This is a genomic window from Pseudomonas sp. IT-P253 (assembly GCF_949768125.1).
In the GTDB taxonomy this organism is placed as follows: domain Bacteria; phylum Pseudomonadota; class Gammaproteobacteria; order Pseudomonadales; family Pseudomonadaceae; genus Aquipseudomonas.
In genome coordinates this window covers 64881-86876 of the sequence record NZ_CATKPT010000018.1, presented here as the reverse complement: position 1 = coordinate 86876, position 21996 = coordinate 64881, and the positions used below count along the sequence as shown (strand labels likewise).

15 protein-coding genes and 1 pseudogene are annotated in these 21996 nt (G+C 57.8%); 8 read left to right on the top strand and 8 right to left on the bottom strand.

The window, feature by feature from the left end; genetic code table 11:
• The 8 genes from ACM6IR_RS11770 to ACM6IR_RS11735 all read left to right on the top strand — a co-directional run.
• Positions 1 to 235: DUF1214 domain-containing protein (locus ACM6IR_RS11770; RefSeq protein WP_414907853.1), on the top strand; the 235-nt coding region annotated here is incomplete at its 5' end.
• Positions 236 to 386: 151 nt separating this feature from the next.
• Entirely contained in the window at positions 387 to 1064 is a 678-nt protein-coding gene (locus ACM6IR_RS11765; RefSeq protein WP_414907852.1) for a DUF3313 domain-containing protein, read from the top strand.
• A gap of 219 nt (positions 1065 to 1283) precedes the next feature.
• Positions 1284 to 1742 (top strand): glycine zipper 2TM domain-containing protein, encoded by a 459-nt coding sequence (locus tag ACM6IR_RS11760; RefSeq protein ID WP_414907851.1) that lies wholly within the window; start codon positions 1284 to 1286, stop codon positions 1740 to 1742.
• A gap of 866 nt (positions 1743 to 2608) precedes the next feature.
• The gene (locus ACM6IR_RS11755; RefSeq protein ID WP_414907850.1) at positions 2609 to 3421 is read left to right on the top strand and encodes a transporter; all 813 of its coding nucleotides are present in this window, start codon (positions 2609 to 2611) and stop codon (positions 3419 to 3421) included.
• Between the two features lie 232 nt (positions 3422 to 3653).
• Complete coding sequence (locus ACM6IR_RS11750; RefSeq protein WP_414907855.1) at positions 3654 to 5042, top strand: DUF1254 domain-containing protein; 1389 nt, start codon at positions 3654 to 3656, stop codon at positions 5040 to 5042.
• A gap of 276 nt (positions 5043 to 5318) precedes the next feature.
• Positions 5319 to 5795, top strand: coding sequence for a 2,4'-dihydroxyacetophenone dioxygenase family protein (locus tag ACM6IR_RS11745; protein ID WP_414907849.1), 477 nt, complete (start codon positions 5319 to 5321; stop codon positions 5793 to 5795).
• Between the two features lie 79 nt (positions 5796 to 5874).
• Positions 5875 to 8238, top strand: coding sequence for an arylsulfatase (locus ACM6IR_RS11740; RefSeq protein WP_414907848.1), 2364 nt, complete (start codon positions 5875 to 5877; stop codon positions 8236 to 8238).
• Between the two features lie 59 nt (positions 8239 to 8297).
• A complete protein-coding gene (locus ACM6IR_RS11735; RefSeq protein ID WP_414907847.1) occupies positions 8298 to 9566 on the top strand; it encodes an anaerobic sulfatase maturase in 1269 nt (422 codons plus the stop codon).
• 4 nt (positions 9567 to 9570) lie between these two features.
• Here the strand turns inward: ACM6IR_RS11735 and ACM6IR_RS11730 are convergent.
• From ACM6IR_RS11730 to ACM6IR_RS11695, 8 genes and pseudogenes are all read right to left on the bottom strand, one after another.
• A pseudogene (locus ACM6IR_RS11730) lies at positions 9571 to 9762 on the bottom strand (long-chain fatty acid--CoA ligase); the annotation flags it as partial.
• Between the two features lie 102 nt (positions 9763 to 9864).
• On the bottom strand, positions 9865 to 12300 hold the full coding sequence (locus ACM6IR_RS11725) for an efflux RND transporter permease subunit (protein WP_414907846.1): 2436 nt from the start codon (positions 12298 to 12300) through the stop codon (positions 9865 to 9867).
• A gap of 36 nt (positions 12301 to 12336) precedes the next feature.
• Positions 12337 to 13401 carry a WD40/YVTN/BNR-like repeat-containing protein gene (locus ACM6IR_RS11720; RefSeq protein ID WP_414907845.1) on the bottom strand — a complete coding sequence of 355 codons (1065 nt, stop codon included), beginning with the start codon at positions 13399 to 13401 and terminating at the stop codon, positions 12337 to 12339.
• 76 nt (positions 13402 to 13477) lie between these two features.
• Complete coding sequence (locus ACM6IR_RS11715; protein ID WP_414907844.1) at positions 13478 to 14839, bottom strand: DUF1329 domain-containing protein; 1362 nt, start codon at positions 14837 to 14839, stop codon at positions 13478 to 13480.
• Positions 14840 to 14872: 33 nt separating this feature from the next.
• Complete coding sequence (locus tag ACM6IR_RS11710; RefSeq protein WP_414907843.1) at positions 14873 to 16702, bottom strand: DUF1302 domain-containing protein; 1830 nt, start codon at positions 16700 to 16702, stop codon at positions 14873 to 14875.
• 68 nt (positions 16703 to 16770) lie between these two features.
• Entirely contained in the window at positions 16771 to 17934 is a 1164-nt protein-coding gene (locus tag ACM6IR_RS11705; protein ID WP_414907842.1) for a thiolase C-terminal domain-containing protein, read from the bottom strand.
• A 163-nt stretch (positions 17935 to 18097) separates the two neighbouring features.
• The gene (locus ACM6IR_RS11700; RefSeq protein WP_414907841.1) at positions 18098 to 20698 is read right to left on the bottom strand and encodes a LuxR C-terminal-related transcriptional regulator; all 2601 of its coding nucleotides are present in this window, start codon (positions 20696 to 20698) and stop codon (positions 18098 to 18100) included.
• A 314-nt stretch (positions 20699 to 21012) separates the two neighbouring features.
• Positions 21013 to 21948: a helix-turn-helix domain-containing protein gene (locus tag ACM6IR_RS11695; protein WP_414907840.1), complete on the bottom strand. Its 936-nt coding sequence runs from the start codon at positions 21946 to 21948 to the stop codon at positions 21013 to 21015.
• Positions 21949 to 21996: the final 48 nt, after the last annotated feature.

Here is a 21996-nt window from a genome sequence, read left to right as displayed (position 1 = left end):
CTACCTGATCAATTCGCCGATGCTCTCGGCCATGAAGAAGAACGCGGATGGCTCAATGACGCTGTACATCCAGAAGGATTCGCCCGGCAAGGCCAAAGAGGCCAACTGGTTGCCCGCGCCTGACGGCACAGTCTATCTGGTGATGCGTCTCTATTGGCCGAAGGCGACAGAGCCTTCAATTCTTCCCGCTGGCAACGGCAACTGGCAGCCGCCGGCAGTGGTGGCATCGAAGTAACGCGACGCTTGCGACTGCTTGCAGTTGGCAAGCAGTCATTCGATTGCTCAGGCTGAGATCCAGTGGGCCCTATTCCGAAAGGGCTGAGGCCACAGGGTCTGACCTTGAGTAAAAGACATTCAGGAACACATCCCTCAAGGAGTACCGTTATATGAATTTCTCGCACAAATGGATAACGGGTGCCGCACTGAGCAGCTTGTTATTGACCGGCTGCGTATCGAAAGTCACTGAAGCCGAGCAATACTCGGGCTACCTGTCCAACTACAACAACTTGCAGGAAGTCAAAACGGCAAGCGGCGGCACAACAATGCGTTGGGTCAGTCCGTCGTGGAACCCGAATGCCTATGACACGGTGGTGTTCAACAAGCTGGAGCTCTATCCCGCGCCCAAGCCCGATGAGCGGGTCAACCAGCAAACGCTGACCGACATCCAAAACTACATGACCAGTAAGGTTAAAGGCACCCTGGGTCAGAAATACCGTGTGGTTTCCAATACCAGCGCCGCGCCGGTGGGTTCCAACACCCTGCTGATGCGTGCGGCGATCACCGGGGTGAGTGCCGAAAACGAAGGGATGAAATGGTACGAAGTGGTACCGATCGCCGCCGTGGTCGGAGCAACACAGGCCGCCACCGGCCACCGTGATCAGGACAGCACTTTGTTCATCGAGGCCGAGATTATCGATGCGAGAACCAACCAGACGGTAGCCAAGGTTGTACGCAAAGTGTTTGGTACAACGCTGGAAAACGAGAGCCAGAAGATCACCGCCCAAGACTTCAAAGCGGCGATCGACAAGTTGAACGTCGATCTCTGGGCGTTCATTCGCAGTTAAGCCTTGATTGAACTGCCAACAGACGTTGGCTCAATACACTTCCAGCAGTGGATGCTGACATGTCTTCCTCTTCATCGCTTCGACTCTCAAGATTGCAGCAGTCGTTACTCTTTGCGGCTCTCGTTACCAATGTGCTTGTGTTAAGCCGGGACATAGAAACGATTCAAGGACGCAGCTGAAAGGCATTGCAATCAAATACCAATAACGAGGTGCACCGCAATGAAAGTAATCCTGTCCTGGCTGTCAGTCACGTTGATGACGGTGCTGATAAGTGCCTGCTCCGCCGTCGGGTCAACCGATGGCGGCGCCGGTGAAATCGAGATTCGCTCAGGGAAGATCGAGCAGATATCGCTGACGCAGATGCAAACCAACCACGACAGTGGTGTCGGCGCCGTACTCGGTGGTCTTGGCGGCCTGGCGGTTGGCAGCTTGATCGGGGGCGGCACTGGGCGTGACGTCGCCATGGTTGCCGGCGCGCTCGCCGGTGCTGCTGGCGGTAACTACGCCGAGAAGAAAAAGTATGACCAACCGGTCGAGGCGCAGCAGATCATCGTGCGGGTCAACAGTGGCGTGCTGGTATCGGTGACCCAACCGATCAATCCGTCCCTGACTAAAGGCTCGAAGGTGTATATCCAGGGCTCAGGCAATGATGCCCGCGTTATGCCGCAAGGCAGTTAAGGCTGACTGTTCGGATTCGTAAAACACCGTACCTGCCTTCTTAACAAATTTTGTAGGAGCGAGCTTGCTCGTGATGGACTCAAGAGCGCTGCGTTTATTCTGTAAACACGCGATTTCGTTAACGACCATCGCGAGCAAGCTCGCTCCTGCAAAACCTCCCACCGGCAAAAAAAAAGCAAAATTGCCATGTGTTTCCCTCGTTCTTTCATCAGATGAACATGGCAAAACTCCCCATGCATCGTGATTTGGCAGGCTTCAACTTCATCACCTCCAGCGCAGGCGCCTGCCTGGTGAGCGGGACACCGCTGCTAAGTCATTCGTTCGACGCCAAATCTTTTCGCGGTTCACTGAGGGCGTTCAGGCGCATGGCAACCGCATCAATTCAACAGGGAGTTGGTGTCCGGTTTTGTAGGGTTCAACCCACACTGCCGCTGCTATGCTTGAACTCTTTCGAAAGGAGTTGGCAACCATGGAAAGCGAATACTCGATGGAGGATGGTCGCAAAGACGAACGAGCGCTGATCCCGCAGACAAAATCACTGGCGTGAATGACTTCAAAGCGGCCATCAAGGGAATGACCAGCGACATGCAGACGTTACTCAAGTAATCGTCACTGCAGCGATAAAACTTTACGACTCCTCGTGCCTGGGCTCGACAAGACTTGGTTACGGGGGGAAGTTGAACTTGTGAAGTAAGTAACCTCAGTATGAAGCAGGCATGCCCACTACAGATCGGGTGCCTTTATCGTTTTGTGTCAGTGAATCACGGCCCGCTGAACTCGAGGTGCTCAAGCAGTTTCTGCCTATCGTCAGCGGGTCCCCTTGATAGTCGAGGAGCCTGCGGCGATCCGCATTCAAGGATTTCGACATGTACAGACGCATTGAACGGCTTTTGCTCGCACTTTCAGTTTTCGGTGTATCCATTTCCAGTCAGGCTGACGATCAGGCGGAGCTGGCTAAACAGTCATTGAATCCAGTGGCGGCGCTGTACAGCTTGCCCATCCAATACAACTGGAATCAGAAAATGGGGCCCTCCGGCGATGGAATCCAGAGTGTCACCAACATCCAGCCGGTTTTACCGTTCACACTCAATGAAGATTGGAATCTGATCTCTCGCACGATTCTCCCGATCATCGATCAGCATGGACTGGCACCGAGGGGGATCGCCGATAAGAGCGGAGTGGGCGACACCTCACAAAGCTTTTTTTTCTCTCCCAAAAAGCCGACCGAGGGCGGCTGGATCTGGGGCGCAGGCCCCGCGCTGTTGTTGCCGACCGGTAGTAATGAGCTACTGAGTAGCGAACAATGGGGGATTGGACCGACAGCGGTGGCGTTGAAGCAGGCCAACGGTTGGACGACCGGTATTCTGGCGAACCACATCTGGTCGCTGGACAACAGCCCGGCTAATGACAAGGAAAAGGTCAATCAGACGTATCTGCAACCCTTTCTGGTCTATACCACAGCGTCGTACACCAGTTTTGGCATTAATACAGAATCCACTTACGACTGGGAAGCCAGGGAGTGGAATGTGCCGATCAACCTGTTCGTGACGCAATTGTTCAAAGTTGGCAAGCAGCCCATGAGCCTTCAGGTGGGGCCGCGATACTGGGCGGACAGTCCTGAAGATGGTGCGCACGGTTGGGGCTTTCGGGTGGCGTATACACTACTCTTTCCCAAGTGAAACGATCCGTGAGATGTGCGTTTAGCGCTCGAATGATTGATCGCCTGCGATTCGGCGCAATTCGAGAAGTTGCCTCCTTGATGGGCACAGATATGAATCAAGATCGTCAGGGGTTCCTGCCTTTGGGGAATATCGCCTGATTAGCAATTAGCTGACCGACACCCCCATCTAATGCGAAAAATGGAGTTTCAGGTTCATGACAACCACACTACCGAGAACATTTGGCTGTGCGATGTTATTGCTCGCGTCATTTACATCCTCCCTCAGCCACGCAACGGAAATCACTGCAGCCGAAACGAAGGCCATCGCCGAGGAAGGCTATGTCTACGGTCTGCCCATCGTGATGAATTACGCGGTCATGTACGACTACGCCGTGGACAAGAACTCCAGCCAGTTCAAGGCGCCGTTCAACCACATGCACAGCCTGCACCATGTCGCGACCCCCACGGACACGGCCATCATTACGCCTAACAGCGACACGCCGTATTCCATGATGTTCATGGACGTGCGCGCCGAGCCAATCGTGCTCTCGGTTCCGGCGGTGGAGAAACCGCGGTACTACTCAGTGCAGCTCATTGATGGCAACACTTACAACTTCGGTTACATCGGTAGCCGCGCCACCGGTAATGAAGCCGGCGATTACATGGTGGTCGGCCCCGATTGGAAGGGCGTGACCCCACCGGGCATCAAGAAGGTGTTTCACTCCCGCACGCAACTCCCCTTCGCGGCCTATCGCACCCAACTCTACAATCCGGCGGACATGCCGAACGTCGAAAAGATCCAATCCGGCTACACGGCACAGCCGCTTTCCGCCTATCTCAAGCAGCCTGCACCACCTGCCGCGCCGGCGATCGACTTCCCGAAGATCGACAAGGCCCTGGCGAAGACCGACTTCTTCAAGTATCTGGGCTTTGCCTTGCAGTTTGCCCCGGCCACGCCGGATGAAGCGGCTATCCGCGCAAAGCTGGCCCGCTTGGGTATTGGCGCCGGCAAGGACTTCGACTTCCAGGCTTTGTCCGCCGAGCAAAAGGCCGCAGTGATTCAGGGCATGCAGGCTGGGCACGCAAAGGTCGAGGAAGGGATCCAGAATCTTGGCACAAAGATCAACGGCTGGAACATTGCGAGTACGGGCGGCGACGCCGCTTTCTACCATGGCGATTGGCTGAAGCGTGCCGCTATCGCGCAAGCTGGCATCTACGGCAACAATTCCGAGGAAGCCACGTATCCGCTGACCAGGACTCTGCCCAATGGCGAGCCGCTCGACGGCAGCAAGCATAGTTACACCATCACCTTCCCCGCCGGACAGCTCCCGCCGGTCAATGCTTTCTGGTCGGTGACGATGTACGACGGCAAGTCGCAACTGCTGATCAAGAATCCGATCAATCGCTACCTCCTCAATTCGCCGATGCTACCCGACATGAAGAAGAACGCAGACGGCTCGTTGACGCTCTACATCCAGAAGGACTCACCCGGCGCGGACAATGAAAGCAACTGGCTGCCTGCACCGAATGATCTGATCTACATGGTGATGCGCCTGTATTGGCCGAAGACGGAAAACCCTTCCGTCCTGCCTCCTGGCAAAGGCACGTGGAGTCCGCCTTCGATCGTCAAAATCAATTGAGCACCTAACGACCGATTGCAGCGGACGCCGCTGAACCGGGGCGTCAGGGTTTCGCAGAGGCCCTGACGTCCGCTGTAATTACCCAAAGGCCAGTGGTGGCCGCAAACCGTATACGTTGTTGTTTGGGCGTTATTTGCACGGCACTCCGCATGCCGCGATTCAACGCCATTGGATGGATCCCCCTCCTCAAGAGGGGGGCGGTGTGAGCACAGCCTGTTCACGATGCTCTTGACGCACCGTGTATATCCTTCCACCGTCCAAAAGAGAACAACAAGCATGTTTTATGAAAACATCGACACCTCGTCCATCAACGACGAGGACCTGCCGTGGGTTCCGTTCGCACCTTACAGCGATGAAATCTTCATCAAATACATCAAATGCGACCCGGTTCGCGGGGAAACCATCACCCTGCTCAAGGCCCCGGCCGGGTCTTCTCTGCCCAAGCACTATCACTCCGGCACGGTCATCGTTTACACCGTCAAGGGTGGCTGGAAATACCTGGAGCACGACTGGATCTCGACACAGGGCGGCGTGGTTTTCGAAACCGCAGGTTCCAGCCATACGCCTATCGTGCTGACTGAATATGGCGATGAACTGATCACCTTGAACATCACCCAGGGCGACCTGCTCTACTACGACGATAACAACAACGTCGTGGCCATCGAGAACTGGAAATCCAGCGTGGATCGTTACCTGGCGTTCTGCAAGGCCAATGATCTCGAGCCCAAAGACATCACCAGCTTTGCGGTCTGACCAGCCCTCCAATCTTTCGGCCGTCCGGTGTTCGACCGGGCGGCTGCGCCGTTGCATTGAATAAAAAACGGAGACACCCATGTCCCAGAAGCTGCAACCCGCCGGACGTTTCACCCTGAAACTCTGCGCACTGTTGGCCAGCTCGGTCGCATCCGCACAAGACTCACTGCCCTTCCCGCCGACGCCTTCGGCCAGTGACGCCAAACCGACGCTGCAAGAATCGAAGCACCAGAAACGTCAGGATCAATCTCACCTTCCTGCCGAGGCCCCCAATATTCTGGTAATCATGCTCGATGACGCCGGCTTCGCGCAGTCCGACACTGTCGGCGGCGCAGTCCATACGCCGACCCTGAGTCGAGTCGCCGACAGCGGTGTGCGCTACAACGCTTTTCATACCGCTGCCATCAGCTCCGCTACTCGCGCCGCATTGCTCACCGGACGAAACCATCACCGAGTTGGCAACGGCGTTATCGCAGAACTGGCCACCGACTGGGATGGCTACACCGGCAAGATACCCAAAAGCTCGGCGACCATGGCCGAGGTGCTCAAGCAATATGGCTACAGCACCGCCGCGTTCGGCAAATGGCATAACACCCCCCCTCTGGACACCACGGCGGCCGGTCCTTTCGATACATGGCCGACGGCCTACGGTTTTGAATATTTCTACGGTTTCCTGGCCGGCGAAACCTCTCAGTACGAACCGCGTCTGTACCGCAACACAACGCCAATCGAACCGGCGCGAGATCCGAAATATCACCTCAGCGAAGATCTCGCCAATCAGGCCGTAAACTGGCTGCAAGACCATCAGACCTACGCGCCAGCAAAACCATTTTTCATGTATTGGACACCGGGTGCCGTGCATGGCCCGCACCAAGTGAATGCGCAGTGGGCCGATAAATACAAAGGCAAGTTCGACGGTGGTTGGGACGCCTATCGTGAACAGACGTTCGCTCGCCAGAAAGCTCTGGGCTTTATCCCGCAGGACGCCGTCCTCACGCCGCGCCCGGCGGAACTCCCAGCCTGGGACAGCTTGTCTTCCGAACAGAAACAGTATCAGGCGCGGTTGATGGAGGTGTATGCCGGCTTCCTGGAACATGCCGACACGCAGGCTGGCAAGATCCTCGACGAACTGGAGCGTGAAGGTAAGCGCGACAACACACTGATCTTTTATGTCTTCAGCGACAACGGCGCTTCTTCCGAGGGGATGGAAGGCACGATTAATGAGTTGCTGGCCCAAAATGGGATTCCAGTCCCCAAAGAGCAGCAGTTGAAAGTCCTCAACGAGATGTATGGCGGCTTGTCCGCACTCGGCGGTCCTAAACTTGAAAGCATGTACAACGCCGCGTGGGCCTGGGCAGGTTCAGGGCCTTTCGTAGGCACTAAACTAGTCGCCGGCTACTTCGGCGGTACGCGCACGCCGCTGGCCGTTTCCTGGCCGAAACAGATCAAGGCCGACGCCAGAGTTCGCGCACAATTCCACCATGTCAACGACATTGCCCCGACTGTCTACGACGTGCTGTCGATCACGCCACCCAAAGAGGTTAACGGCATCGCTCAGGACCCAATGGATGGAGTCAGCATGCGCTACACCTTCAACGACGCTCAGGTGAAGTCGAAAAAACCGGCGCAATACTTCGAAGTCTTTGGCAGTCGCGGCGTTTACAAGGATGGCTGGATGGCCTCGGTTTTTGGCCCGCGCAAACCCTGGGTGCAAGGTTTTGCGCAGTTCATGGGCTGGAATCCGGCGAATGATCGATGGTCGCTCTACAACCTGCAAAACGACTACTCCCAGGCCAACGATGTAGCCGCGAGTAATCCGGAAAAACTTGCGGAGCTGAAGGCCGAGTTTGACGTGCAGGCCAAGGCTAACCATGTCTATCCGATTGGTGCCGGTCTCTACCCCTTCCTCGATCCGACTGCACGAATCTCCAGCAGCCAACGCGAATGGCATTTCAGTGATCGCGTCCATCGCTTTCCGGAATTTGCTGCCCCCAACCTGCGCAATCAGAACAGCAAAGTTGTCGTCGACGCCGACGTTCCAGCTAACGCCACCGGCGTGTTGTATGCGTTGGGCGGTATCGGTGGTGGGGTCAGCCTGTACATGGATGACGGTTTCCTGATTTACGAGTACAACGCGCTGGCTATCTCTCGAGTCAAACTGCGTTCGGCCGAACGAGTACCCGCAGGCAAAGTCAATATCGAAGTGCTGACGACCCTGTCGTCAGCCAAGTCCGGAGCGCCGGCCAATCTGAGCCTGCGACTTGACGGGCAGGAAGTCGCCCAAGGGGTGACGCCGTTCACTCCGGCACTGACATTCACCGCCAGCGAAACTTTCGACGTGGCTGAAGACCTCGGTTCCCCCGTCACCCTGGACTATTTCGAGCGTGCGCCCTTCGCATTCAATGGCAAGGTCAAGGATGTACACGTGACGTATTTGCCTTGACCCTCAATGCCGTCCGGACATCCGGGCGGCAGATTGATGACTCCCGGACCCTGCCCCCCATGCCTACCCACGAAACCCCGCCCCAGGGCTTGCATCTCATGGCCAAACCCGTCGGGCCGATCTGCAACCTCGATTGCAGTTACTGCTTCTACCTCGAAAAAGAACAGCTTTACCCGCCTCGGGAACGCTTCAGCATGACCGATGAGGTACTGCGTCTGTATGTGCAGCGCTACATCGAGGCCCAGCCCACGCCTGAAGTCGAATTTACCTGGCAAGGCGGCGAACCGACGTTGCTGGGGTTGGATTTTTTCCAACGCGCGGTCCTGTATCAACGCCAGTTCGCGGGGAACAAAGTCATTCGCAACACGTTGCAGACCAATGGCACGTTACTCAATGACGACTGGTGCGCATTCCTCGCCCGTGAACGCTTCATGGTGGGGATCAGCCTCGATGGCCCGCGATTCGTCCACGACCTCTATCGCCCCGACAAGCGCGGACGCTCCAGTTTCGATGACGTGATGCACGGTCTCGAACTACTCAAGCACCATGGCGTCGACTTCAATGTGTTGGTTACCGTGGCGCGCGATGTCGCCAGATTCCCCTTGGAAATCTATCGATTCCTCAAGTCTGAGGGCGTTCGTCATATTCAGTTCAACCCCGTGGTGGAACGCGCGCCAAGCGCCTCACAGGTCAGTCTGGGTCTGCATTTCGCTATCCCGCCGGAATTGCGCTTGCACGTGGTGCCGGAGCCCGCGATGGTGACGGAGCAAACGGTTGCACCCCAGGCCTATGGCGATTTTCTCATCACGATTTTTGACGAGTGGGTACGCCAGGATGTCGGAGAGGTTCATGTCATGAACTTCGAATGGGCACTGGCCTCATGGTGTCAGCTGCCGGCCTCGGTGTGCCTGTTCAGCCCGCGCTGCGGCAAAGCGGCGATCGTGGAGCACGACGGCAATGTCTACTCCTGCGATCACTACATGTATCCCGAGTACCTACTGGGCAACCTGAAGACCGATGATCCTGCCGTGCTACTCGCCTCTGCTGCGCAACAAACCTTTGGCGCCGCCAAAGAAGAGACACTGCCGACGTATTGCCAGCAGTGCGATTACCGCTTCGCCTGCCATGGCGAATGCCCGAAAAACCGCTTCATGAATGCGCCCAACGGCGAGCCGGGCCTGAACTACCTGTGTCCGAGCTACAAGAAATACTTTCGTCACCTGACGCCCTACATGAACGCCATGGCCCAACTGGTCAGCCACAAGCAACCCGTGGCGTTGATCATGCAGGCCTTCGCCGGCCCGCTGATCGTGCCACTGGATAAATAGCCTTTTAGCTCTGAAAGCTGAAGTCGCGAAACTGCTCGCGAAGCTTCATCTTTTGCAATTTCCCGGTGGCGGTATGCGGCAGCGCTTCGACGAAGGCCGGATGACTGACGGCAGCGTTTTCCAGATCAATCGAGGAAATCCACTCGCCGCCCGACTTGATAACGTCCTTGGCGCGGTCGGTGATCTGCATGTAGCCCAGCATGGTTTGGTGTTCCTTTTATTCTTGTTTGATGTCGACGTTTCAGAAACGGCAGAGACTCACAGGTAGCCGAGCGGATAAATCATGCAAGCAGCCGTTTCAAGGAGCACGACGGAGCAAGAAATGCGACAGTGCCGGGATCAGCACCAAGGCGCCGACCATGTTCCAGATGAACATGAAGGTCAGCAGGATGCCCATGTCGGCCTGGAACTTGATCGGCGACCACGCCCAGGTGATCACGCCCGCCGCCAGGGTGATGCCGACCAGCGCCACCACTTTGCCGGTGAACGCCACAGAGTTTTTGTAGGCATCGGTCAACGACAGACCGGCACGCTGCTGAGCCAACTGAACGCTGAGCAGATACAGCGCGTAATCGACACCGATGCCGACACCCAAGGCAATCACCGGCAAGGTCGCGACCTTCACGCCCATGCCCAGCCAGACCATCAACGCCTCGCAGAGAATCGACGTCAGCATCAACGGCACGACCGCCACCACCACCGCTCGCCAGCTGCGGAAGGTGATGAAGCACAGCACGATCACCGCGCCATACACATAGAACAACATGGTGCGATTGGCGTCGCGCACGACGATATTGGTCGCCGCTTCGATCCCGGCGCTGCCGGCGGCGAGCATGAACTGCCGATCGTCGTTGCTGTGTTCGCGAGCGAACTGATCGGCCACTTTCACCACGTGATCGAGGGTTTCGGCCTTGTGGTCGGAGAGATAAGCGATTACCGGCATCATCGAACAATCACTGTCGAACAGTTCCGGGTTGTTCACCGAGGCCTGTTGCGCGCCGTAGTTCAGCACGTTCTGGTTACGCGCGACGGTCAGCATTTTCGGGTTGCCTTCATAGGAACCCGCCGTGATCTGGCGCACAGCGTTGACCAGCGACACGGTAGTCTGCACGCCCGGTTGCTGTTGCAGCAGCCAGCCGAGACGATCGGCTTCCACCAGGGTTTCGTACTTCAGGCAACCTTCGCTGGCGGTCTTGACCATGACCGCAAACTGGTCGCTGGACAGCGAATAGTTGGCAGTGATGTAAGCGTTGTCGCGGTTGTAACGTGAGTCGGCACGCAGTTCGGGTGCGCCCGGATCGAGATCACCAATCTTCAAATGCGTGCTGACCATGAAGCCACCTACCGCCAGCAACCCGGCCACCACCACCGCCACCGTCGCCCAGCGACGTTCGGTAAAGCGGTCAAGCAGGCTCCACAAATTGCCCAGCCCCCTCCCCTTCACCTCCTGCCTTTCCTGACGCAGGCTGCGCTCCGCCGCCTTGGGACTGACACCCCAATAAGACAGCAGCACTGGCAGCAGCACCAGGTTGGTGAAGATCAAGACCGCCACACCAATGCTCGCGGTGACGGCCAGGTCCTGGATCACCGGAATGTCGATCAGCATCAGTACCGCAAAACCCACGGCATCGGCCAGCAATGCGGTCAGTCCGGCCAGGAACAGACGGCGGAAGGTGTAACGCGCGGCGATCAACTGATGGGTGCCGCGTCCGACGTCCTGCATGATCCCGTTCATTTTCTGCGCACCGTGGGACACGCCGATGGCGAACACCAGAAACGGCACCAGGATCGAAAACGGGTCGAGTACGAAACCGAACAAGGAGATCAGGCCCAGTTGCCAGACCACCGCAACCACCGAGCACAGAATCACCAGCGCAGTGCTGCGCACGCAACGGGTAAAGCCAAAGATGATGGCAGTGGCAATCAGCGCTGCGGCGCCGAAGTACATCATGATCAACATCAGGCCATCGATCAGATCGCCCACCAGTTTGGCGAAACCGATCACGCGGATCTTGATCGGGCCTTTGCCCTCTTCACCAGCGATGTGTACCGCGCTGCTGCCGGCAAACTCAAACTTGTCGCGTAGCTGCTCTTCAAGCATCCGCGAAAAATGGTGATAGTCGATTGCCGCGCCCGTGACCGGATCCTTCTCCAGCAGCGGCACCACAATCATGCTCGATTTGAAATTATTGCCGACGAGACTGCCGATGATCCCGGACCGGGTAATGTTCAAGCGCAGTTGCTCGACGCCACTGGCCGAGCCGTCGTAGGAGTCCGGCATGACCGGGCCACCACGGAAGCCCTCCTCCGTGACCTCGGTCCAGCGCACGGCAGGCGTCCACAATGACTTTATCCAGGCCCGGTCCACGCCCGGGGTCAGGAACAAGGTGTCATTAACCTGCTTTAGCACCTCCAGGTATTTCGGGTCGTAGATGTCGCCGTCGGTGTTTTCCACCACCACCCGAACCGTATTGCCCAGCCCGCGTAACGACTGGCGATTCTCAAGGTAGTTTTTGATGTACGGCTGACTCTGCGGAATCATCTTTTCGAAGCTGGCATTGAGCGCCAGCCGAGTGGCCGCGAAATAGCTCAGCACTACCGTCACGATCAGGCAGGTCAGTACCACCAGCAGCCGATTGTTGAAAATCAGGCGTTCAAGGACATTGCCGGAGCGAGCATCGAAGCCCTTCAGCTCTCGGATCACCGGCATCGTATCGAGGTTGTAGTTACCCATGAAGTGGCTCGTCTCTTTTTATTATGTGGGGTGGGCTCATTCGAAGGGCAACTGACGCAAGCCCCGTGCGCCTGCGACCACCACGACGCCTGATGCGATGGCCTGCGCCGCAGCGGCGGGCCCCAGGCGGTCTTGCGGCTTTAGCGTGAAACTGGCGCCGTCGTCGGTGCTGACAAGCACATGCCCGGCCTGGCTGACCAGGATGATTCGGCCGTCGGCGGTGATCGTGCTCGCGATGATGCTCGAGGACAGACCCAGCTCAACCTTGTCCCAGTTCACGCCGTGATCGACGCTGCGATAAACATTGCCCCGCAGGCCATAAACGAGCACCGAGCCCGGCTTGCCGGTGATGCCGAAATAGCTGCCGCCGTAGGGCGTCGGGATGTTGATGAAGCGTTGCGTTGCCGGGTCCAGTTTCAATACCAGGCCTTGCTCGCCGACAATGAACAGGTCATCGCCGATTGCACGCATCCCGTAGAAATTCAGCGCCCCCGGATTGTCGGTGCGATCCATCAATGGAACCCAGCTGCGGCCACCGTCTTCGGTGCGGAAAATCAGATTGAACGCACCGACGATATATCCGGTTTTATCATCGGCGAACCAGACGTCCAGAAAAGGTTTGTCAGCCCCTTCATCGACCATTCGTTGAGCCTCAGCCAATAACGCATCATCGGGCTGTTGCCCTTCTTGCCTCTGAATATGTTCGAGCATGATCTGGCCCACCTGACGGCCATCGAGCTGACGCGTCCAGGTTTCACCCCTGTTGTCGCTGTGCAACACAATGCCGTCGTGCCCGACCGCCCACCCCTGCGTCGGGCTCGGAAACTGCACGGCCACCAGATCGGAACTCACCGGCACTTCTGCCTGGTGCCAGCGGACGCCGTTATCATCGGAATAGAAAATATGGCCGCGTTGGCCCACGGCGACCAGGCGCTGACCTGCACGGGTCAACCCGGTGAAAACCCCGCCAATCGCCTTTTCACTCTGAATCGCGGGGCTCGACAGCACGTCGACAAAATCGGCGGCGACAACGGCTCTGGTAAATGGCTGAGCCAACGCCACCGTTAGCGCAGCGAGCGTAATCCATCTAAATGTATTCATGAGGTTTACTCGGCAAAAAAAGCCGCCGGACAGTGCGGTACACACTGTCGGCGACAAAAAAAACCTGCGTTATGGCTCAGCGAATACCCGTGCCGGCCAAAGACTCAGGTGCCCACTGCGCTTTCGAAAGCGGGTCGATGTACTTGACGCCGCCGTACGGGCCGTAGATGCCGGTGATGTTGTAGCTGCCAGAGACCAGGTCGTAAATCATGTGGTTATCGGAATTCGGCGCCTGCACGTCATAGCTGTATGCCATGTGTGCAAAGGACCCGCGGTACAACTTGCCGCTGGCGTCATATTCATCCGAAGCCAGGGCGATCCAACTGTCTTCGTCGAGGTAGAAGGTGCGCTTGCTGTAGATGTGGCGTTTGCCCGGTTTCAGCGTGGCTTCGACCACCCACACGCGGTGCAACTCCCAGCGCATCAGGTCCGGATTAATGTGATGCGGCGTGGTGATATCCGCAGCGACCTTGTGATAGTTCAACTTGTACGTGTTGTAAGGAACGATCATTTCCTTCTTGCCGACGAGTTTGAAGTCGTAACGGTCCATTGCGCCGTTGAATACCCAGGCATCGTCATAGGTCGAAGCACCGGCCGAGCCAGGGTTTGGCGTGTCGTACGCAATATCCGGTGCGAGTTTCACGCGGCGCTGACCTGGCAGGTATTGCCAGCCACGCCGCTCCATTTTCAGAGGGTTGACGGCATCCTGCACCAGGATGGCTTCGCCTGCGCGACGGGCCGGGGCCTGGTAGTAGAGTTTGGTCTTGAAGAACAGATCCGTTTCTTTCGCCGGGTCCATACGCTTCGGATCGTACAGCGGGTATTCCAGATAGGCATTACCGGACGTGGCCAGAATTGCCCTCCCGGAACTGTCGACGTTCCAGGAGTCATATTTCATATTGGTGGCATAACCCTGATAACGCAGCAAGTGGTTCCACATGGCCTCATAGCCATCTTTCGGGATCGGGAACGGAACGCCCGGCAATGCGTTTTCCAGTGCTACCCCGCCTTCGAGTGTCTTGGTGCCGACGGCATTTTTTGCGGTGTTATCCAGCAACCGTTGAGGCAGCGCAACGCTGCGATGGGTCGGAAACACATCGACCCGGAACGTCGGGTAACGCTTGAGCAGTTCTTGCGTGGTTGCGGTCAGTTTGTCGGTGTATTGACTGACGTTTTTGCCATCGACGACGACGCGTGGCTTGTCGGCCTCATAAGGGTCCGGACGGAACGAACTGCCCGGTTGAAAACTGGCCGGCGCCGTGGTGAGACCGCCGGTGTAGGACGGAATGGTGTTGTCGGCATTGCCGGCCTTTTCAGCGCCGACGCCTGTCAGGCTGCTGCCGAGTCTGGCTGCTTCATCGGGGGAAACGGCTGCGTGTGCAGCACCAGTGATGGCAACGGTCAATGCAGTGAACAAAAGCGTGTTGACGAACTTCATGGAGTGACTCCTGCTATCAAGCAAAGACTTCGATCAAATGGTCGTTTTGAAGGTAAAAGTGACCATGCCCCGATCCTTGAGCTGAGGCTGCGTACCGCCGAAAGCAGTGGTCTGCCCCGGTACGCAGTTGTATTGGCCGTTGGCCCCCGGCGCGGCGCCATCACCCTGTACACTCGCACCACCGGCTGAGCCGCAGGTGTCGAACGGACCAAAGTTATCCACGTACTTCAGGTCAAACCGGTACTGGTTGTGCACGTCCATGCCAACGCCCACCGAGTAACTGCCGGAGTCCTTGTTACCCCCGAGCTGAACCGACGAGTTGCCCGCAAGGCCGACGCTGTAGTTGGCCGGCAGGTACATATCGATGCCGGGGAACACCTGATACCAGGTCGGGTTGAAGTTGACGCCCAGGACGTAGTTGTCCTTGGTGACCTTGTCGACACCGCGATACCAGTCTTCGCCTTTGAACAGCTGCTTGTTCTCGGTGACGTCCAGCCAGCGGCTGTAGGCGAGTTCAACCAGCAAGGTCGAGCTGTCCCAGACCGGTGTCGCACCGAAAGTGGTCAAGCCGTTGAGCACCGCGTGCACCGTGTTGCCTCGGGCCACGCCGTTGTCACCATCAAAGCTGCTGATGAAGCCTGGCAAACCGGCAGCACCGGCTGCCGGGTTGACGGTTGCCGGCACACTGGCCAGCGGCATGTTGTGGCGATAGTTCAGGTCGAGACCGACGCTGACACCTTCGATGCTTTTCGACAGGCTGATGCCGTAGATATCGATGTCGTCGACATAGAACTGGTTGTAGCTGCCGGCATTGCCGGAGATCAGTTGCGCAGGGCCGACCGCCGTTGGCTGCAACACCAGGTTGGGCAGAATGTCGGAGGTTTTGCGGTAGTAGAAACCCAGCGTACCCTGCAGCCATTCCGGGCTCCACTTGGCCATCAGGCCGAAGTCACCCTGGTTGTCCGGGGTAAACGTATGCCCGTTGGTCAACCGCAAAAACTGGTTGGCACCCAGTGGGCCAGGTGTGCCGAACAGCGGGTTTCGGCCGCCGATCAACGACAGGTTGTGCCCGCCATTTTGAATGCCGTCGTTGAACCCCAGATAAGTGCCCGACTCCGGCAACCGCGCGGCGTCCCAGTCCAGGAAGTACTGCGCGGCGAGGGTCAGTTCCGGGCTGACCGTGAGGCTGGTGGACAACTGATTACGCGGAATGAACAGTTCTTTGGCTTCTGTTCCCGGGACCGCCAGCGACTTGGAAATATCCAGGCCGGACTGGCCATAACTGTTGCCATGGGCAAAGGCGAGAATGCTTTCGCCCCAGTAAACGGTGTGCTTGCCTAGCTTGCCGCTGAGCAGTGATTCATCGCCGACTTCAGTGCTGCCAAACACGAAGGCATCAAGGATTTCCGAAGAAGGACCGTTGTAATACCGATCGGCATAACCGCTTTGATGACGAGAGTCCGGCTTACCGTTGTTGAGCTGATTGGTCGAAGCGTTGTCGCTGCCAATATCGTCGTAGGCGTGGTCGTACCAGGTGTTGGCGCTGACACGGAAACCGACTTTTTCTTTGTAAACCACATCCAGTTCGGACAGCACATCCAGTCGCTGAGCCACCGCACTGCCGGAGGAAAAGTTGCGATCACCGTCATTGTTGTTCCACGAATCGGCCAGCTTGCTGTTGGGTGCCTCCACGCGCTGGGCGTAGTTGAACTTCAGCGTGTTGTCGAAGCGAACTGCAAAGTCTTCATTCCCCGTGTTGATCTCGACGGCCTGCACGGGCGCAATGCCCAGCCCGGTGAGAATGGCTGAGGTCAACAACCCTTTGCGAAGGTTTGAATGGCAGATCTTATTATTTTTGTTCATCTAGCTTGCCACCTGCTCTATGGTTTACGAAAAGTCATGGGTTGAATCAGGGCGTACTGAACCTCCTCTCAGGTGCGCTGCAAAAGGGTGACCGACACCGCCCGGCCCAGGGCGGTGCTATGTTGTAAAGCCGTGCGGGCACCAGCAATTTGCCTGCCGTCGGCCATGTCGCGCAGTTGCCAGACCAACTCGACCAGTTGCGCCAACCCGGTGGCACCCGGGGCGTGGCCACGTCCCAGCAAGCCACCCGATGGGCACACCGCATTCATCTGTCCTTTCAGGCTGTGCCCCTGCTGCACGAATCGATCGATCTCGTCCTCCCGGCAGAAGCCCAGCGCGGCGCTATTGACCATGAAGTCGCCGACGCTTTGGTCGTGCAGTTCAACCACGTCGATGTCTTCCGCACCGAGGCCCGCCTGCTGATAGGCCAACTGCGCGACTCGCCGGGTGGTCGCCTGTCCGAGCACATCCAGCACGCAACCCGATTCCTGCTCTGAAGCGCTGTCACTTCCCCTGGCACTGGCCAGCACGGTGACGTCCGCCCGAGCGCCGAAGCGCAGGGCGAAGGCCGGGGTACAGATCAAGATGGCCGCCGCACCACAGGCTGGCGGGCACAGATAAGGCGGGAGCCAGCCGTCGCGATCCGGCACGCGGTTCAACACGGCGTAGGGATTGCGCCCGGCCTGGGCCCGTGCCCGCTCAAGCACTTGATCGAAGCTGCTTTGAGCAATGCCCATGCGTGTCAATAACCAGCTGGTTTGGGCAGCGAACAGCAGCGCCGGTTGTTGTCGACGCTCGAAAAAGCCTATGGGGTTCTCATCCTGCCTGAGCGTTGCCGACTCATCGCGAGCGAGATCTTTCAAACCGAAAAACTCACGATTGGAAATGCGTGCCGGCATGCACTCGACACCCACCAACAGGACACATTCAGCCTGGCCGCACAGCAGGCTATTGCGGGCCAACTGGAAAGCACTGCTGGCCGACGCACAGCCATCGCCGAGGCTGAAAATCGGCACACCCGTGTGGCCAATCTGCGACAACATTTGCTCGGCGATACCGGCTTCTCCGTGTACGCAGGAAGTAAACACCTGGTCGACCAGGTCATAGTCGATCCGCGCGTCGGCCAGCGCCGCACGAATGGCTTGCCCCGCCAACGCCGCATGACTGTCAGAGCCACCCAGCGGTAGAAACGGCACCATTGCCGCACCGGCGATCAGCACCTTTACAGACATAAACTTGCTCCCACTCACCGATACGTTGGTGCTTTTGTGAGGTCAGACTATTGCGAAGTCGAAAAGCGAACCCCCCCATTGACTGGGGGGGCGGCTGGAAATCGGATGAGGGGGGGGCATTGAAAGATGATCCGAACGGATCACCTCGGGTGGCGGACTCGCATTAGCTCGCTGTCTCGAGAATTCCCAGCATGTATGCACGCGCGACAACATGCTGTCTTGTGCCGGCCTGGAATTTTCCAAACAGGTTTTTCAGATGCCACTTCACGGTTTCCTCGCCGACATTCAGCGCCAGGGCGATTTGCTTGTTGGACAGGTTGCGAGCCAATAGCTGCAACACCTCGCGTTCCTTGGGCGTCAAGAGGCGACTCGGGGACACGCTCAATGGGGTGGATTCCGGTCGCGCAACAGGTGTGGGCGTAGAGGTCGCCGCAAGCAATGGGACCGTTTCCCCCTGGAGCGTCTGCTCCCATTTGATCAGGTCCGGATGGGTGTCCTGCACCACGCGTAACATACCGTTTTCTTGCGCGAGGCTGACAGCCTCCAGCAAATTGTCGGTGCCGCCCTGTCCGGTCGCCCGAAGTGCCAGTGCCCTGAGCAGCTTGATCTGCACGATGTCTCGCCCACGACGCAGGTATTCGGCTGTTTCGCCAACCCTGTCCAGCACCGCCAGCATAGCCTCCCAGTCACGTTGGGCCAGTAAGGCATAAGCGTTGGCTACCCCGGCCAGCAAGTCCAGCTCCGGCCCCAGCAACCCTGCTCGCTCACGGGCAATAACCGGCGTGAAACTGTCCAGCCGTCGCCATAATGCCTGACAGGTATCGCTGCGTCCCTGCAAGGCATGCAGGCGTATTTGCTCTCCCAGGGAGGCAATGCAGAATCGTGGAATATTTCGCTCTTCTCCAAGGGCGAATAACGCCTCGAGCAGATCCTGCCCGCGATGCCCCTGCCCCTGGAGTGAGGCCAGTCGAGAGGCGGCGAGGAAACCCTGCACAATCGCATCGGGGGACGCCAAGCGTTCAACGATATCCAGCCTGTTCGCCAGCACCGTAGCGGTCTCCTGAACTTCCCCCTGTTCCAGCAACACCGTCGCCAGAGCGCTCGCTAACATGACCGCCACCGGACTGCGCCGACCGATGTCCCGTTCGGCATGCAACAGGCTGTCGTGCAACGCAGTGCGCGCCGACACCATTCGACCCTCGTGTAAATAAGCAAGACCGACCACCCACTCGCCATACCCGCGTATGGCATCAAGGCCAGGACTACCCGCGTAACGCGGTGCTCGCTGAAGGATTCGTCGGGCTTTCTCCGGTTGTCCCTGCAACAGCGTCAGCCGGGCGATCTGGCTCGCGACAATCGCTTGCACCTTGATCGAGAATGAAGGCAATCGATCGACCCAAGGCATGATGAGTTCATGCGATTGATCCGGATGGTCCGCAAAGTAGGCGGCGGCGGCGGCGATGGCGGCCGCTTCACAACGTGTCGCCTCGTCGGCGGACGGATGCTGTTCAATAGCCGCAATCAATTGCGCCGCTTCTGCCTGACGCTCTCCCATTGCCAATGTCCAGGCCGCCGCCAGGCAGATGCGCGGATGCGACAACACGTCAGCGGAGCCAAGCTCCTCGACCCACTCCAGCACCCGGCTGAACTGCCCTTGCAACATGACTTCGTACAGGCATTTGCCGATCAACGTATAGGCCGGTTGGGGCATGCCGGCCAACAGATATTGCCGGGCGGCCTGCTCCAGGAAACCGTGGTGCTCCAGCCACACAGCGCCGCGCCGGTGATAACCCTGACGATCCTCCAACGGCAAGTCGGCAAAACGGCCGAGCAGAAATTCCCGCGCCAATGGATGGATGCGCACCCAGTCACTGTCGATACTTTCAACAAAAATCGGTGTCGAGGCACACAATTCCTTCAGCAATTCACCCGAGCGAGCGTTACCTGTCAGCGCCTCGCATAACAAGGGCTGGACCATTTCCAACAATGCAATGCCGGTCAGAAAGCGAACCTGCTCCTCCCGAAGATGTGCCAGCAAACTGTCGACGAAATAACGCTGGATATCACCCATGCAAGTCGACAACTCTTCGACTGCCGCACTCCGGTTCGGGCTCTTCTCCAACGCCGAAATCGCTAATTGCAGACCAAGCGGCCAGCCTTCGGTTATCTCGTGCAGCCGCACGCAGACGTCAGCATCAACCCTTGCGCCGAAACGGTCATTGAGGATGGCGACCGCCTCTTCCACATTCAGCCGTAAAGCCGCTGTCATGATCGTCGTGAAAAGCCCTCTTGCCGCGAGGTCCGCCACCTGCAGATTCAACCGTGTGCGAGAGGCCATGATGATGCGCAAATTGGCCGGCGCGTTGTGCAACAGGTACGTCAGGGAGTAACGGATCGTCAGCTCGGGCAGGGTATCCACTTCATCCAGAATCAATACGGTTTCGCTACCCAGATCGGCCACTTCCGCCAACCACTGCGTCAGCCCTTCCTGTTCGTCACGCCCCAGTCCCGCAATAGGTTCGAATGCGCGGGCAAACGACGGCCGACCGCTGCCAATTGCCATGGCAACTCCCAGCCCCTGGACAAAACGCGCACCATCATCCTGTGCATCCAGCGTCATCCAGGCCACCACGGCCCCCTGAGACAAACATTCACGGCGCCATTGGGTCAGCAGAAAGGTTTTGCCGAAGCCTGCCGGCGCTTGAACGGCGATCACCACTTTGTCTGTCAGCTCCTGGGTATGGATGCCCAGGCGGTTTCGCATCCGTGCTGATTTCTGACTACGCGGCGGTGTGGTTTTGAGGATCAGTTGGGGCTCTATGCAATCCATTTCTTTCAGACCCTGGTGGTTGAGAGACGCCTACCCAAGGAGCGTCTGAAGGTCGCTGATCGTTGCCTTTGATCCAGTGATTTTCTGACTCGATTTCTGCAAGTTCTCGCCAAACACCGCTGGATACAGTTCCAAACGGCCGAACACTACCATGGAATAGTCCGAGGGCTTGAACTCCCGGTGCAATCCAACGCAAACCGCTTGCGTACTTTCGGTGCAGTGATCTGCTCGCCACGCCATAGATTGCGCTACCTTCCAGCCAGGGCTCTGTATTCAGCCGGCGTACTGGCGTGCGCAACTTTGAACGCTGCAGTCAGGTGGCTCTGGGAGCTGAAGCCACACTCAAGTGCCACATGCAAAATAGGTAGATCGGTTTGCATGAGTAGATCACGCGCATGTTCCAGTCGAACATTCATCACATAGCGATGGGGCGGCATACCCATGGCGCGCTGAAACAGCCGCCGGAAATGAGCCGGGCTGACATCTGCCTGTCCAGCCAGCGTGCTGATCGAGAGTTCCTGCCCCAGATGCTCGCGAATGAAGACCAATACTGTATGCAGGCGCGCCAGATGAATATGCGGCGGATAAATACCTCGGCTCGCGTCAACTCGTAGCGCACGATACACCTGCTCAAGCATGACCATGGCCAATCTTGCCATGAACCCCTGATCGGCCCCTTTCCCAAGACTTAGCTCATCCATCAATTGCCGGGCCGCTGCGCTCACCAATCCATCACTGAGGGGCAATGGTGCCTGCGCGCCAGCGCATATCTCACGCAATTGTCGAAACACGCCATCAGTGCGCTCGGGCAGATAAAAAACCGCGAAATCAATGCTGCCGGAATAGTGCCATTGAGTGGCACAACCTGCAGGCAGCAGCATAGACAAGCGGGGCATCGATGTTGAGCGCACCTCGCCCCCTGCCCCCTCATCCGCCCGCGAGCCACCGAACTGGGTCAGCAGGGCCATGAAGTCAACTGGGGGGACGGATAGATCAGTTGTATGCAGGAAGTAGCGCTCCGCATACAAGGGGATTTCACTGCACACCAAGCCACCCAGCAAGGGCAATCCCAGTGTTTCATGGACCTGTTGTTGCGGATTCATGGGCATCTCGGGATGAGCATATTTTGATAAATATGACCGCTTTTCAGGTGAGTTGTCGATGTCGGGAAGAACAATAATCACCCGAATTTCCGCCGTTCGCATAAGTGCGGGGCAGATCGATCACAACTC